Origin of the sequence: Streptomyces composti (assembly GCF_012034205.1) — a bacterium.
Lineage (GTDB): Bacteria > Actinomycetota > Actinomycetes > Streptomycetales > Streptomycetaceae > Streptomyces > Streptomyces composti.
Genome location: NZ_JAATEM010000006.1, coordinates 53190 through 66268, shown reverse-complemented (window position 1 = coordinate 66268; position 13079 = coordinate 53190). Strand labels below are relative to the sequence as shown.

The window sequence follows — 13079 nt, the reverse complement described above, 5'->3', positions numbered from 1 at the left end:
GCTTCCCACAAGCGTTCGCCGTGAACGTCACGGAGACTAGCCCCAGTGTCGAACTGACATCCAGGTCTCGCCACAACTGTGGCCAATTTCAGCCGTCAACGGGCGGAGGATGCCACGATAGTTGACATGCTTCGCGTCCGGGCAGCAGGATCGGGGCGCCGCGTCAGGGCCGCACAGGCAAGAGGGGTGACCTCCCGATGGCACATCAGGCAGGAGGGCAGCGGCCGGCACCGCGGCCCGCCCCGCAGACTCCCGAGGCACAGGCCTACCTGGAGGACTACGCCACGGTCCTCGAGGCCGTCTCCTTCCCTTCCCTCGTCGTGGACCACCGCTGGGACGTGCTGCTCACCAACAGTGCCTTCCGGACGCTCTTCCGGCAGGTCGGCCCGCACCCCACGGCCATGCCCGACGACAACTTCCTGCGCTTCGTCCTCTTCCACCCGGACGCCGCGACCGTGCTCGGCGACCACGAGTCCAGCTGGTGCCTGCCGATGCTGGCCCACTTCGCGCAGACGGCCGAGCGCTACGGCCACGACCACGGACTCCAGGCCATCCGCCGCGACATCGCCCAGGACCCCATCATGGAGGCCGCCTACCGGCACGGCCTGCCGCACTGGCTGCGCGTCGTCGGCGAGCAGGCCGCCGAACACGACGGCGCCGTACGCCCGTTGCACCACCCGGACCCCCGCTGGGGAACCACCGACTGCCGCATCGTCGCCGAGACCACCGGCACCCTGAAGGAACTCGGCTGCACCCGGCTCACGCTGGTGCTGCGCGAGGCCCGCCGCGCCCCGGCGAGGCCCCGCAGGCCCCGCCGCGCCGTCTCCCATCTGCGCGTGGTCCCCGCGGCGGACTGAGGACCGGAGGACTGCCCACCGGAGGACCGGGCCCGAGCAGACCGAGAGCGGCAAGCCGGAACACGGGAACGGAGCCGGGCGGCCGGCTCGGCACCGCGGAGTTCCCGCCCTCTTCTGCCGCAGTGTGCTGTGTGACATAGTACTGGCGTGGGCGAGTCGCTGACCTGCGATGTCGTGGTGGTGGGCGCCGGGATGACGGGCGCCGCCTGTGCGCTGTACGCGGCTCGTGCGGGGCTCGACGTGACCGTCGTGGACCGCGGCCCGGTCGCCGGCGGCACCACCGGAGCGGGCGAGGGCAACCTCCTCGTCTCCGACAAGACCCCGGGCCCCGAACTCGACCTGGCCCTGCTGTCGCTGCGTCTGTGGGGCGAACTCGCCCAGGAGCTGGGCAAGGAGATCGAGTACGACCCCAAGGGCGGACTCGTCGTCGCCGGGACACCGAGGGCGCTGACCTCGCTCGAGCGGCTGGCCGCCGGGCAGCGCGCCGCCGGGGTACGGGCCGAGCCCGTGCCCGCCGACCGCCTCGCCGACCTGGAACCACACCTGGCCCCGGATCTGGCGGGAGGCGTCCACTACCCCCAGGACGCGCAGGTGATGCCGGCTCTCGCCGCCGCCCACCTGCTGCGCGCCTCCGGCGCCCGCCTCCTCACCGGGCACGAGGTCACCCGCGTGCTGCGCACCCGCGACGGCACCGTGTACGGCGTCCGCACCGACCGGGGCGAACTCCACGCCCCCGCCGTCGTCAACGCGGCCGGCACCTGGGGCGGCGAACTGGCCGCCCGCGCCGGGGTCTCCCTGCCCGTGCTGCCCCGGCGCGGCTTCGTCCTCGTCACCGAACCCCTGCCGCCGCGCATCCGCCGCAAGGTCTACGCCGCCGACTATGTGGCCGACGTGGCCGGCGACTCCGCCGCACTGCAGACCTCCCCGGTGGTCGAGGGCACGGCCGCCGGGCCCGTACTGATCGGCGCCAGCCGGGAACGCGTCGGCTTCGACCGCACCCTGTCGCTCCCGGCGGTACGGGCCCTGGCCGCCGGCGCCATCCGGCTCTTCCCGTTCCTCACCACCGTCCGCGCGATCCGCACCTACGCGGGCTTCCGCCCGTACCTCCCCGACCACCTGCCCGCCATCGGCCCCGACCCGCGCGCCCCCGGGCTCCTGCACGCTTGCGGCCACGAGGGCGCGGGCATCGGTCTCGCGCCCGGCACGGGCCATCTGATCGCCCGCGCGCTGACCGGGCACGCGACCGAGCCCGCGTTCGCCGCCTTCCGCCCCGACCGCTTCCCCGACGCCCCTCACCAGGAGGACCGGCGATGAACCCCCTCGAGCTGGCACGAGCCCGTCCCGGCCCGGCGTTCACCGTCGAGTTCGACGGGCGGCGCGTCCCCGCGCTCCCCGGCCGGACCGTCGCCGCCGTGCTCTGGGAGGCCGGTGTCACCTCCTGGCGCTCGACCCGCCGCGGAGGACGGCCGCGTGGCGTCTTCTGCGGCATCGGCGTCTGCTTCGACTGCCTGGTCACCGTCAACGACCGCCCCGGGCAGCGGGCCTGCCTCGTTCCGGCCCGCCCCGGCGACGTCATCCGCACCCAGGAGGGGACCGGGCATGCGGACTGACCTCGCGGTGATCGGCGCAGGGCCGGCGGGGCTCGCCGGGGCCCTGGCGGCCCATGCGCGAGGCGTCCGCGTCACGCTCGTCGACGCGGCACCGGCGCCGGGCGGCCAGTTCCACCGGCAGCCCGCCTCCGGCCTGCGCGCCGCACGCCCGCAGGCACTGCACCACCAGTGGCGAACCTGGACGCGGCTGCACGCGGCGCTCGCGGCGAGCACCGTCCGCCTGCTGACGGATCATCATGTGTGGTGCGTGGAGCGCGTCTCGGACGGCCGGGCCGACGGCTTCGTCGTCCACGCCCTGCTCGGTCCCGAGCAGGAGCGGTCCGTCGAGCTGCACGCCACCGCGCTGCTGCTGGCCACCGGCGGCTACGAGACCGTGCTGCCCTTCCCCGGCTGGACCCTGCCCGGTGTGGTCACGGCGGGCGGGGCGCAGGCCATGCTGAAGGCCGGCCTCGTCGTCCCGGGCCGCACCGCGGTCGTCGCCGGCACCGGGCCGCTGCTGCTGCCGGTGGCGACGGCGCTCGCCGCCGCCGGTGTCTCCGTCGCCGCCGTCGTCGAGTCCACCGGCCCCCGGCGCCTCGCGCGGTACGGCGGCGCCCTCGCCGGCAAGCTCCCCGAGGCCGCCGGGTACGCCGTCCGGCTGCTGCGGCACCGCGTGCCCTGCCTCGCCCGCCACACCGTGCTCCGCGCCCATGGCGACGACCGCGTCACCGGAGTCACGGTCGCCGCACTCGACGCACAGGGCCGCGTCAGGCCCCGCACCGAGCGGTTCCTGCCCTGCCACACGCTCGCCGTCAGCCACGGCATGCTGCCGCACACCGATCTCGCCACCACCCTGGGCTGCCGCCTCGACGGCACCGCCGTCGCCGTGGACGACCAGCAGCGCACCGACGTTCCCGGCGTCTGGGCGGCCGGCGAGGCCACCGGCACCGGCGGCGCCTCCCTCGCCCTCGCCGAAGGGCATCTGGCCGGCCGCTCCGTCGCCGCCCGGCTGCACGGCACCCCGTACACCCCCGCACCGGCGGCCGTCGCGGCGCGCGCCCGGCTGCGCAGGGCCGCCGACGCCCTGCACCGTGCCTGCACACCGCCCGCCCACTGGACCGACCAGGTCACCGACGGCACCGTCGTATGCCGCTGCGAGGAGGTCACCGCGGGCGAGGTCCGGGAGGCGCTCGGCCTCGGCGCCGGGGACCTGCGCAGCGTCAAGCTGCTCACCCGGGCCGGTATGGGCTGGTGCCAGGGCCGGATCTGCGGACCCGCCGTCGCCGGACTCACCGGCTGCCGGCTCACCCCGCCTCGGCGCCCGTTCGCCCAGCCCGTGCCGCTGGGCGTCCTCGCCGCACAGCACCGGCACGAGCCCCGCGCGGAACCCACCCCGCCCCCTGCCGAGGAAGGACCCTCATGACCGACCACGACCGCCACCGCCCCTGGCGCGGCGCCCTCGTCGCCACCGCCCTTCCCCTCGGCACCGACCTCTCCGTCGACCACGACCGCTACGCCGAGCACTGCGCCTGGCTGGTCGAGAACGGCTGCGACGGCGTCGTACCGAACGGCTCGCTCGGCGAGTACCAGGTGCTCACCGGCACGGAGCGCGCCCGGGTCGTCGAGACGGCCGTGGCCGCCGTCGGCGGGGAGCGGGTGATGCCCGGGGTGGCCGCCTACGGTGCCGCCGAGGCCCGGCGGTGGGCGGAGCAGGCCGGTGAGGCCGGCTGCCGGGCCGTGATGCTGCTGCCGCCCAACGCCTACCGCGCCGACGAGCGTTCCGTCCTCGCCCACTACGCCGAGGTCGCCGGCGCCGGGCTGCCGGTGGTCGCCTACAACAACCCCGTCGACACCAAGGTGGATCTCGTGCCCGAGCTGCTGGCCCGGCTGCACGGCGAGGGCCACATCCAGGCGGTGAAGGAGTTCTCCGGGGATGTGCGCCGCGCGTACCGCATCGCCGAACTCGCGCCCGCACTGGATCTGCTGGCCGGCGCCGACGACGTCCTGCTGGAACTCGCCGTCGCCGGCGCCAAGGGCTGGGTGGCCGGCTGCCCCAACGCCCTGCCGCGCGCCTGCTCGGACTTCTACCGGGCCGCCATGGGCGGCGACCTGGGCACCGCGCTCCCGCTCTACCGGCAGCTGCATCCGCTGCTGCGCTGGGACTCACGCACGGAGTTCGTCCAGGCGATCAAGCTGTCCATGGACCTGGCCGGCCGGTACGGCGGTCCCTGCCGCCCGCCGCGCATGCCGCTGCTGCCCGAGCAGGAGGCGGCCGTGCGCGCCGCCACCGAGAAGGCCCTCGCGGCCGGACCGGCGTGAGGAGGCAGAACCGTGCGCAGCAGACTCGTCCTGCACGCCGTCGACTCGCACACCGAGGGCATGCCCACCCGGGTGATCACCGGCGGCATCGGCACCGTACCCGGGTCCTCCATGAACGAGCGGCGGCTGTACTTCCGTGAACACCGCGACCAGATCAAGCAGTTGCTGATGAACGAGCCGCGGGGCCACTCCGCGATGAGCGGGGCGATCCTGCAACCGCCCACGCGGACCGACTGCGACTGGGGCGTGATCTACATCGAGGTCTCCGGATATCTGCCGATGTGCGGGCACGGCACCATCGGCGTGGCGACCGTTCTCGTGGAGACCGGCATGGTCGAGGTCACCGAACCGGTCACCACCATCCGCCTCGACACGCCCGCCGGGGTCGTGGTCGCCGAGGTGACCGTCGAGGGCGGCGCGGCCAGGGCGGTGACCCTGCGCAATGTGCCGTCCTTCGCCATCGCCCTCGACCGGGAGGCAACCCTGGCCGACGGCCGCACGGTCACCTACGACCTCGCCTACGGCGGCAATTTCTACGCCGTCCTGCCCCTGGACGCCTTCGGCCTGCCCTTCGACCGCTCCCGCAAGGACGAGATCCTCGCCGCCGGACTGAGCCTGATGGAGGCGATCAACGCCGCCGGGGAGCCCGTCCACCCGGAGGACCCGACCATCCGCGGCTGCCGTCACGTCCACCTGTACGCGCCCGGCGCCACCGCCCGGCACTCCCGGCACGCCATGGTGATCCACCCCGGCTGGTTCGACCGATCCCCGTGCGGCACCGGCACCTGCGCGCGCATGGCCCAGCTGCACGCCCGCGGCGAACTCCCGCTGCACACCGAGTTCGTGAACGAGTCGTTCCTCGGCACCCGCTTCACCGGACGGCTGCTCGGCACCACCGAGGTGGCGGGGCGGCCTGCCGTGCTGCCCAGCTTCACCGGGCGTGCCTGGATCACCGGCACCGCCCAATACCTGCTGGACCCCGACGATCCCTTCCCGGCAGGGTTCGTGCTGTGAACGGACGACACCCCGAGCTGCCCCGCCTCGGCGGCCGCAGGCCGAGCTACCGGGAGCGCGTCGCCGAGGCCCTGCGCGCCGCGCTGATCGCCGGTGAGCTGCGCCCCGGCGAGATACATTCCGCCCCGGGCCTCGCCGCCCGCTTCGGCGTCTCGGCCACACCGGTGCGCGAGGCCCTGCTCGACCTCGCCAAGGAGGGACTGGTCGACACGGTGCCCAACAAGGGCTTCCGGGTCACCGCCGTCTCCGAGCGGCAGCTCGACGAGTACACCCACATACGCTCCCTGATCGAGACACCGACGACGGTCTCGCTGGCCGGCACCGCCGACCCGGAGGACCTGCGGGCGCTGCGCCCGGTCGCCGAGGAGGTCGTCACCGCCGCCGTCGCCGCCGACCTCATCGCCTACATCGAGGCCGACCTCCGCTTCCATCTCGGGCTGCTCCGGCTCGCCGGGAACCGGCATCTGGTCGAGGTGGTCCGCGATCTGAGGCGCCGCTCGCGGCTCTACGGGCTGACCGCACTGGCCGAGCAGGGGCGGCTGAGGGCCTCGGCCGAGGAGCACCTGGAGATCCTGGACGCGCTGCTCGCCCGCGACGAGGACGCCGTACGGGCCGTCATGGAACGGCACCTCGGGCACGTCCGGGGACTGTGGGCGGCTCCGTGAGATCCGCCGGCCCGCCGAGCCGGACCGCTCACACCCCGAGCGGACGCCCGCCCCCCGGCCCACCGCCGGCTCCGTCCCGGCGCTGCTCAGCGCGCAGCAGGGAGCGGGCCACCGCGTCGTTCTGCCGGAAGGCGGGGGCGTCGGTGCGGGGGCGGGCGAAGGGCGGCCACGGCCCGGCTGCTGGTGGGAACGCCCAGGGCGATGCGGCGCGGGTGAGGGCTGTTGCCGAGGGAGGGGTCGAGGACGTGGCCGTAGGCGGGGGACACGGCGAGCCGTCCGGACCGGTGGGGGTGGTCCTGGTCGGCGACGACCTCCTCGCCGAGGGCGCCGGTACGGTGCAGGCCGCGCAGCAGCGGGTCCTCGGTGCGGTCCGGGGAAGGGCCGGCAGATACACCTCGACCAGGGCCGTGGCGTGGGTGGTGTGGCCGGGGACGGTGGGGCTGGTGGCGACGAAGGTGCCGGTGGACCGGCCGCCCCCTTCGCGCTCGCCGACACGGACGCCGAGGCCGAGGAACTGGCCCGGCAGGTGCGCCGGCAGCAGGTCAGCGGCGCCACCGCCATCGAGCATCTGGAGTTCGTCCGGAGCCGGGACCCGTCCGGCTACGACCCCGGCGGTCCGCTCCCCGACATCGACCCCGGCGTCGGCGAGGACCACGTCGCCAAGGGACGCGCCCGGGTTCGCATGTACCGCGACCCGCCGGCCACCGCCCGGGAGTGGCGCGAACTCGCTGCCGCCCACGCCTGGTCCATCCGCGACCTGGTCATCGAGACCGGCAACAAGCAGACCTTCATCGGTTCCCCTGAGACCGCCGCCCGCGCCATCGAGGAGCTGGTGCAGGCCGAGGCCGCCGACGGCTTCATTCTGGTCCCGCACATCACCCCGGGCGGCCTCGACTTGTTCGCCGACAAGGTCGTCCCGCTGCTTCAGGAACGGGGCGTGTCGCACGGACCACGAGGGCCCCACCCTCCGCACCACCTCGGCCTCGCCCATCCCGACGGCGCCGGCGACCGTCAGGGGGCCCGCTGAGGGCGCCGTCCCGCCCATGCCGCGCATTCAAGGGAATTCCCATGACAATTTCGTGAATTACGGCTCTCAGCATGTGGAATTGCATCCGGGTGTTCTTGACCGGCCGGTCTCCCCGCTGCTTTGATCGAGGGCATGAAGCGACCGGATCTCACGCAGCGACGCCACGTCGACCTCGCGCGTGTCTCCAGCTCCGGCTGTCGCTCCCGCGTCTGAGTGCACGGAGGGAAACCCTCGCACCCGCGCCCGTCCCGTGTTCGCGCATTCCGTCGGCGGCCGTCCGCCGCGGTGATTCATGCCTTTCCGGTGGTCGCCGCGGTACTCCCGTTCACGCACGCCTGAAGACGGGCGGCCGAATTCGTCTGCCCCTCACTGCACGCGTCCCTTTTCCGTGCACGTATTTCCGCTGGAGCACCCCATGTCCGTCCCCGCCCGGACCTGACCGGCCGGCCTTCGGCCCCCGGTCCGTCCACCCCCTCGCCCGCCGGCTCGGCCGCCCGGGCACCACCAGGTCCGAGCGCCTGAGCGCCCGGCCGGAAGCCGTTCCCTGCTCGCCGCCTCCGACCGCCACCGCCGTCCGGCACGACCCCGAAAGGTCCCTCCATGGCCACCGTCCTGTCCGTCTCCGGCAGTCCCTCCGCCACCTCCCGAACCGCCCGGCTGCTGCGCCGCCTGGACGACCGGCTCCGGGCCCAGGGGCACGACGTCATCCCCTTCGACGCCCGCACCCTGCCGCCCGAGGCCCTGTTGCACGCCGACTTCGGCCACCCGGCGATCGCCGAGGCCACCGCCCTGTTCGAGCGGGCGGACGGCATCGTGATCGGCACCCCCGTCTACAAGGCCGCCTACTCCGGGCTGCTGAAGTCGCTGCTGGACCTGCTGCCGCAGTATGCGCTGGCCGGCAAGACCGTCCTGCCGCTGGCCACGGGCGGCACCACCGCCCATGTGCTGGCCATCGACTACGCCCTGCGGCCCGTGCTGAACTCCATGGGCCCCGCCCACATCACGCCCGGCTGGTTCACCCTCGACCAGGACATCACCGTGGCCGACAACGGCACCCTGACCGTCGCGCCGGGAGCCGCCGAGGCTCTGGACCAGGTCACCGACCAGTTCTCCCTGGCGCTCGGCGGCCGGGTGACGTTGCTGGCCGCCACCGGATGACCGCTGTGGCCGTCCGCACCGGCGACGCCGTGGCCCTCGCCGTCGTCGCCGGTTCCGCAGGTGCACTCCGGCGGATCCTCGCCCGCCGCCGGGGAGTTCGCGGCCCGGCGCGTCGGCGTGTCACTCACCGGGGGCGGACCGCCGCCCCAGGTCGCCGGGAGGGCCGCCTGGATCCGCCGCCCCGCGGTGGCGCGGGGCCGCACCCCGCGCTCCGGCAGCCGGCTGCGTGTCCTCACGGACGCCGGCAGCCGCCGCTCGGCGTAGCCGCTCGTCACCCGTCCCCTTGACGCCGCCCGGCAGGGCCCCGACACTCGGGTACGGAATCCTAGTGAAAAGGTAGGGAACCGTGGATCGTGCGACGGCGGACCCGGGCACCGATGCCGTCCGGGCCGCCGTCCGTTCCCTGCCCCTGCTGACCTCCCGCCGGCACATCGACCTCGTCCGGGTCTCCAGCGCCGCGAGTTGCTCCTCCCCGCCCGCCGGCGGCCCCGCCCCGGTCTGACTCTCCCGCGCACCAGCCGCATCCCGGCCGCGCCGAAGGCGTCGCGGGCCGGCGCCGTCGTATGCCCGTGACCGAGCACCCCGAGGGAGACGCATGCCCGCCTCATCGCCGACTGCCGTGCCGCCCTTCCGCAGCAGGATCGGCTGCGACGCGCGCAGCGGCTACTACGCCGCCCCGCACCGCTACCGGCTGCACCTCACACCGTCCTGTCCGTACTGTCTGCAGATCGCCGTCACCCACACCCTGCTCGGCCTGGACGACATCCTGCCGGTGACGTGGCTGCCGGCCGTGCCCGACACCGGGGACGGCGGGTTCCGCACGTTGCGCCCGCTCTACGAGGCCAGCTCGCACCAGCATCCCGGTCCCGCCGCGGCGCCCGTCCTCAGTGACGACTGGACCGGCCGGATCGTCAGCACCCACACCCCCGGCATCCTCCGCGACCTCGCCCGGCACTTCGGCGGGCACGGCCCCGACCTGCTGCCCCGCGGTGCCGAGAAGGAGATCCTGGCCATCGGCCGGCTCTGCGAGCGGGGCATCCACGACGCCGCCCAGCGGGCCGGTGAACACCCCGGCGACCGGGCGGCGCGCGATCTCGCCCTCGCCACCCTGCTGCGCGTGCTGGACCTGCTGGAGCGCCGCCTCGGCTCCGGCGGCCATCTGCTGGGCGGCGAACTCACCCTCGCCGACGTGCAGTTGTGGGCCAGCCTGGTGCAGCTGGACACGGTGCACCGCCACCATCTGGACGCCGCCGCCGTGCACCGCGTCACCGAGCACCCCCGGCTGTGGGCGTACGCACGCCGTCTGGCGGCCCACCCCGCCTTCGGCCCCCATCTCGACCTGGACGCCATCGCCCGCAGGCACCACGCCCACTGCCGCGGCGAGGAGGCCGCGGGCGCCGCGGTGCGGATCGTGGACTGGACCGTGCACACCCGAACCCCCGCCCGGCAGAGCGCATCCGAGCCGGCCTGATGGGGCGTCACCAAAACGGAGGCAGGGCCCCTGCAGGTTTCATGCGACGGCCGATCGTGCCTCCACCAACCGCCGCGCATCGCCGCCAACCGTTCGGTGACATGACGGACACCCACACCGCCGGTCCCTTCGACGCGCAGTCCGCGGTCCCCCCCGCGGACCTTCTGGAGGCGCGCCCCGGCGCCACCGGCCGTGTCGCCGTCATCGGCAGCGGCATCTCCGGCCTGGCCGTCACCCTGGCCGGGGCCCAGCAGATCGTGCAGGCCGGCATCGACTTCGCCCGTGACGAGAAGCGGGAGCCACTCACCTTCGCCGTGCTCGACCCCGGCGGCACCCTGGTGACCCTGGCCCGCGAGGACGGTGCCGGACTGCTGCGGCCGGAGATCGCCGTCGCCAAGGCGTGGGGCGTCCTCGGCCTCGGGATCAACAACCGTGAGATCGGCAGGCGTGCCGCCGCACCGGAGTTCTTCACCTCGGTCGCGGCCCTCGCCGGAGGCAGGGTGCTTTCGGTGCCGGGCGGCGTGTTCGTACGGGACGAGCAGGGCCGCCTGCTGGGCGCGGTCTGCGCCACCGGCGACACCTCGCTCAACGGCGAGCGCGCGGCGGTCGCCGGCATCCGTGCCGTGGGCCTCGTTCCCGAGACGGACGCGGACGAGCCGGCGGAGCGGCCATCTGCCTGGGGGAGCTCGTGTCTGGGGGTGGCAGTGAAAGAGGGTGACCGACCCGGAGGGCCGGGTGATGTTCATCCCGGCGCAATCGCACCCTTCCCCGGCGTTCGGTCCGCCTGGAACACTCCTTGCGCGCGCACCACACCAGTCCCGGACCGGCCCGAGCTTCCCCCACGGCGAGAGGTGGCCCATCCATGTCCGAAGTCGACCGGCGGCGATTCCTGAGGCTCGCGGGCGCCGCGACGGCGTTCAGTGTGCTGTCGGCCAGCATCGAGCGGGCCGCCGCGCTCCCCGCGGCGTACCGGACCGGTACCGTCGAGGACGTCGAGCACATCGTCGTCCTGATGCAGGAGAACCGTTCCTTCGACCACTACTTCGGGCGGCTCAGAGGCGTCCGCGGCTTCGGCGACCCGCATCCGGTGACCCTGCCGAGCGGCAAGCCCGTGTGGCACCAGTCCGACGGCACCAGGGAGGTGCTGCCCTTCCGTCCGGACGCCGACGACCTCGGCATGCGGTTCCTCGAAGGACTCCCGCACGGCTGGCCCGACGGCCAGGACGCCTACCGCGACGGGCGGTACGACGGCTGGCTGCCCGCCAAGGGCACCACGACCATGGCGTACCTGGACCGCGCCGACATCCCGTTCCACTACGCCCTCGCCGACGCCTTCACCGTCTGCGACGCCTACCACTGCTCGTTCATCGGCTCCACCGACCCCAACCGCTACTACATGTGGTCCGGCCACACCGGCAACGACGGCAAGGGCGGGGGCCCGGTCCTCGGCAACGACGAACTCGGCTACGGCTGGACCACCTACCCCGAGCGGCTGGAGCGGGCGGGGATCTCCTGGCGCGTCTACCAGGACATCGGCGACGGTCTGGACCCGGCCGGACGCTGGGGCTGGATCGACGACGCCTACCGGGGCACCTACGGCGACAACTCCCTGCTGTACTTCGACCAGTACCGCGAGGCGAAGCCCGGCGACCCGCTGTACGACAAGGCCCGCACCGGCACCGACGTGAGGGACGGCGACGGCCTCTTCGACCAGCTGCGGGCCGACGTCACAGCGGGCCGCCTGCCGCAGGTCTCCTGGATCGTCGCCCCCGAGGCCTTCTCCGAGCACTCCAACTGGCCCTCCAACTACGGCGCCTGGTACATCGCTCAGGTGCTCGACGCGCTCACCTCGGACCCGGAGGTCTGGGCGCGGACCGCGCTGTTCATCACCTACGACGAGAACGACGGCTTCTTCGACCACGTGGTGCCGCCGCTGCCCCCGAAGTCCGCGGCGCAGGGCCGCTCGACGGCCGACGTCTCCCTGGACGTCTTCCCCGGCAGCACCTCGCACCGCGAGGGCTTCTACGGCCTCGGACCGCGCGTGCCCATGCTGGTCGTCTCACCATGGAGCAAGGGCGGCTACGTCTGCTCCGAGACCTTCGACCACACCTCGATCATCCGGTTCATGGAGCGGCGTCTCGGCGTCGAGGAGCCGAACATCTCTCCCTGGCGCCGTGCCGTCTGCGGCGATCTGACCTCGGCCTTCGACTTCGCCCGCCCGGACGGCCGCCTCGCGGAACTGCCGGACACCGGCGCCTACGAGCCGCCGGACCGCGACCGTCACCCCGACTACCGCCCGGCGCCCCCGGCGGACCCGCGCCTGCCCCGGCAGGAGCGCGGCCGGCGCCGGACCCGCCCGCTGAAGTACGCCCCGGCGGTGGACGGTTCCGCCGACACCGCGGCCGGTACCTTCACGCTCACCTTCTCCTCCGGCGCCCGCGCCGGCGCGGCCTTCCTGGTCACCTCCGGCAACCGCGCCGACGGCCCCTGGACCTACACCACCGAGGCCGGCAAGACCCTGTCGGACACCTGGAACTCGGTCCACTCGGCCGGCTCCTACGACCTGACCGTGCACGGTCCGAACGGCTTCCTGCGCGCCTTCCGGGGCTCCGGCACCGCGGCGGGCTGCGAGGTCACCGCCCGCCACACCGGCGACGGCATCCGCCTCACCTTCACCAACCGTGCCCCGCACACCGCCCGCCTGCGCCTGAGGGACGCCTACCGCGACCGCATCACCACGGTCGCCGTGCGCCCCGGCGCCACCGTCCACCGCACCGTCGGCCCGCGCGCGAGCCACCGCTGGTACGACCTGACGGTCACCTCCCCGGCCGACAGCGCCTTCCTCCGCCGCTTCGCGGGGCACGTGGAGAACGGCCGGCCGGGGGTGAGCGACCCGGCGATCCTCACGGACTGAGGACCCGGCTCCTCGTGCCGGTCTCGCCGACGGCCCGGCCGCGACCGTCGATCTTCATCGATACG

13 protein-coding genes and 2 pseudogenes are annotated in these 13079 nt (G+C 74.2%); all 15 read left to right on the top strand.

Translation table 11 applies throughout. From position 1 onward, the window contains the following. The first annotated feature begins 197 nt into the window (after nucleotides 1–197). The 15 genes and pseudogenes from HCJ93_RS06660 to HCJ93_RS06590 all read left to right on the top strand — a co-directional run bounded on the left by HCJ93_RS06660 (nucleotide 198) and on the right by HCJ93_RS06590 (nucleotide 13014). Entirely contained in the window at nucleotides 198–857 is a 660-nt protein-coding gene (locus HCJ93_RS06660; RefSeq protein ID WP_167991980.1) for an MmyB family transcriptional regulator, read from the top strand. A 147-nt stretch (nucleotides 858–1004) separates the two neighbouring features. Beyond that, nucleotides 1005–2171: an NAD(P)/FAD-dependent oxidoreductase gene (locus HCJ93_RS06655; RefSeq protein WP_167991978.1), complete on the top strand. Its 1167-nt coding sequence runs from the start codon at nucleotides 1005–1007 to the stop codon at nucleotides 2169–2171. After that, on the top strand, nucleotides 2168–2467 hold the full coding sequence (locus HCJ93_RS06650; protein WP_167991977.1) for a (2Fe-2S)-binding protein: 300 nt from the start codon (nucleotides 2168–2170) through the stop codon (nucleotides 2465–2467). The genes HCJ93_RS06655 and HCJ93_RS06650 overlap by 4 nt, the downstream gene beginning before the upstream one ends. Then, on the top strand, nucleotides 2457–3869 hold the full coding sequence (locus HCJ93_RS29835; RefSeq protein WP_167991975.1) for an FAD-dependent oxidoreductase: 1413 nt from the start codon (nucleotides 2457–2459) through the stop codon (nucleotides 3867–3869). The genes HCJ93_RS06650 and HCJ93_RS29835 overlap by 11 nt, the downstream gene beginning before the upstream one ends. Beyond that, nucleotides 3866–4765 (top strand): dihydrodipicolinate synthase family protein, encoded by a 900-nt coding sequence (locus tag HCJ93_RS06640; RefSeq protein ID WP_167991973.1) that lies wholly within the window; start codon nucleotides 3866–3868, stop codon nucleotides 4763–4765. Before HCJ93_RS29835 ends, HCJ93_RS06640 begins: the two co-directional genes overlap by 4 nt. A 12-nt stretch (nucleotides 4766–4777) precedes the next feature. Then, nucleotides 4778–5779, top strand: a complete 1002-nt coding sequence (locus tag HCJ93_RS06635) for a proline racemase family protein (RefSeq protein ID WP_167991972.1) — start codon at nucleotides 4778–4780, stop codon at nucleotides 5777–5779. Beyond that, nucleotides 5776–6444, top strand: coding sequence for a GntR family transcriptional regulator (locus tag HCJ93_RS06630; protein ID WP_167991970.1), 669 nt, complete (start codon nucleotides 5776–5778; stop codon nucleotides 6442–6444). Before HCJ93_RS06635 ends, HCJ93_RS06630 begins: the two co-directional genes overlap by 4 nt. A gap of 466 nt (nucleotides 6445–6910) precedes the next feature. Continuing rightward, nucleotides 6911–7471, top strand: a pseudogene (locus HCJ93_RS06620) (F420-dependent methylene-tetrahydromethanopterin reductase); the annotation flags it as partial. A 132-nt stretch (nucleotides 7472–7603) separates the two neighbouring features. Next, a complete protein-coding gene (locus tag HCJ93_RS30105) occupies nucleotides 7604–7684 on the top strand; it encodes a putative leader peptide (protein ID WP_373563562.1) in 81 nt (26 codons plus the stop codon). Between the two features lie 387 nt (nucleotides 7685–8071). After that, complete coding sequence (ssuE, locus tag HCJ93_RS06615) at nucleotides 8072–8629, top strand: NADPH-dependent FMN reductase (RefSeq protein WP_167991968.1); 558 nt, start codon at nucleotides 8072–8074, stop codon at nucleotides 8627–8629. A gap of 48 nt (nucleotides 8630–8677) precedes the next feature. Further along, nucleotides 8678–8866 (top strand): annotated as a pseudogene (locus HCJ93_RS30330) (LLM class flavin-dependent oxidoreductase); the annotation flags it as partial. A 109-nt stretch (nucleotides 8867–8975) separates the two neighbouring features. Next, a complete protein-coding gene (locus tag HCJ93_RS06605) occupies nucleotides 8976–9131 on the top strand; it encodes a putative leader peptide (RefSeq protein WP_167991966.1) in 156 nt (51 codons plus the stop codon). Between the two features lie 93 nt (nucleotides 9132–9224). Next, nucleotides 9225–10100 (top strand): glutathione S-transferase C-terminal domain-containing protein, encoded by an 876-nt coding sequence (locus HCJ93_RS06600; RefSeq protein WP_167991965.1) that lies wholly within the window; start codon nucleotides 9225–9227, stop codon nucleotides 10098–10100. Nucleotides 10101–10201: 101 nt separating this feature from the next. Next, the gene (locus HCJ93_RS29130) at nucleotides 10202–10993 is read left to right on the top strand and encodes a GlcG/HbpS family heme-binding protein (protein WP_240967472.1); all 792 of its coding nucleotides are present in this window, start codon (nucleotides 10202–10204) and stop codon (nucleotides 10991–10993) included. Beyond that, nucleotides 10963–13014, top strand: coding sequence for a phosphocholine-specific phospholipase C (locus HCJ93_RS06590; protein ID WP_167991963.1), 2052 nt, complete (start codon nucleotides 10963–10965; stop codon nucleotides 13012–13014). Before HCJ93_RS29130 ends, HCJ93_RS06590 begins: the two co-directional genes overlap by 31 nt. The last annotated feature ends 65 nt before the right edge of the window (nucleotides 13015–13079 follow it).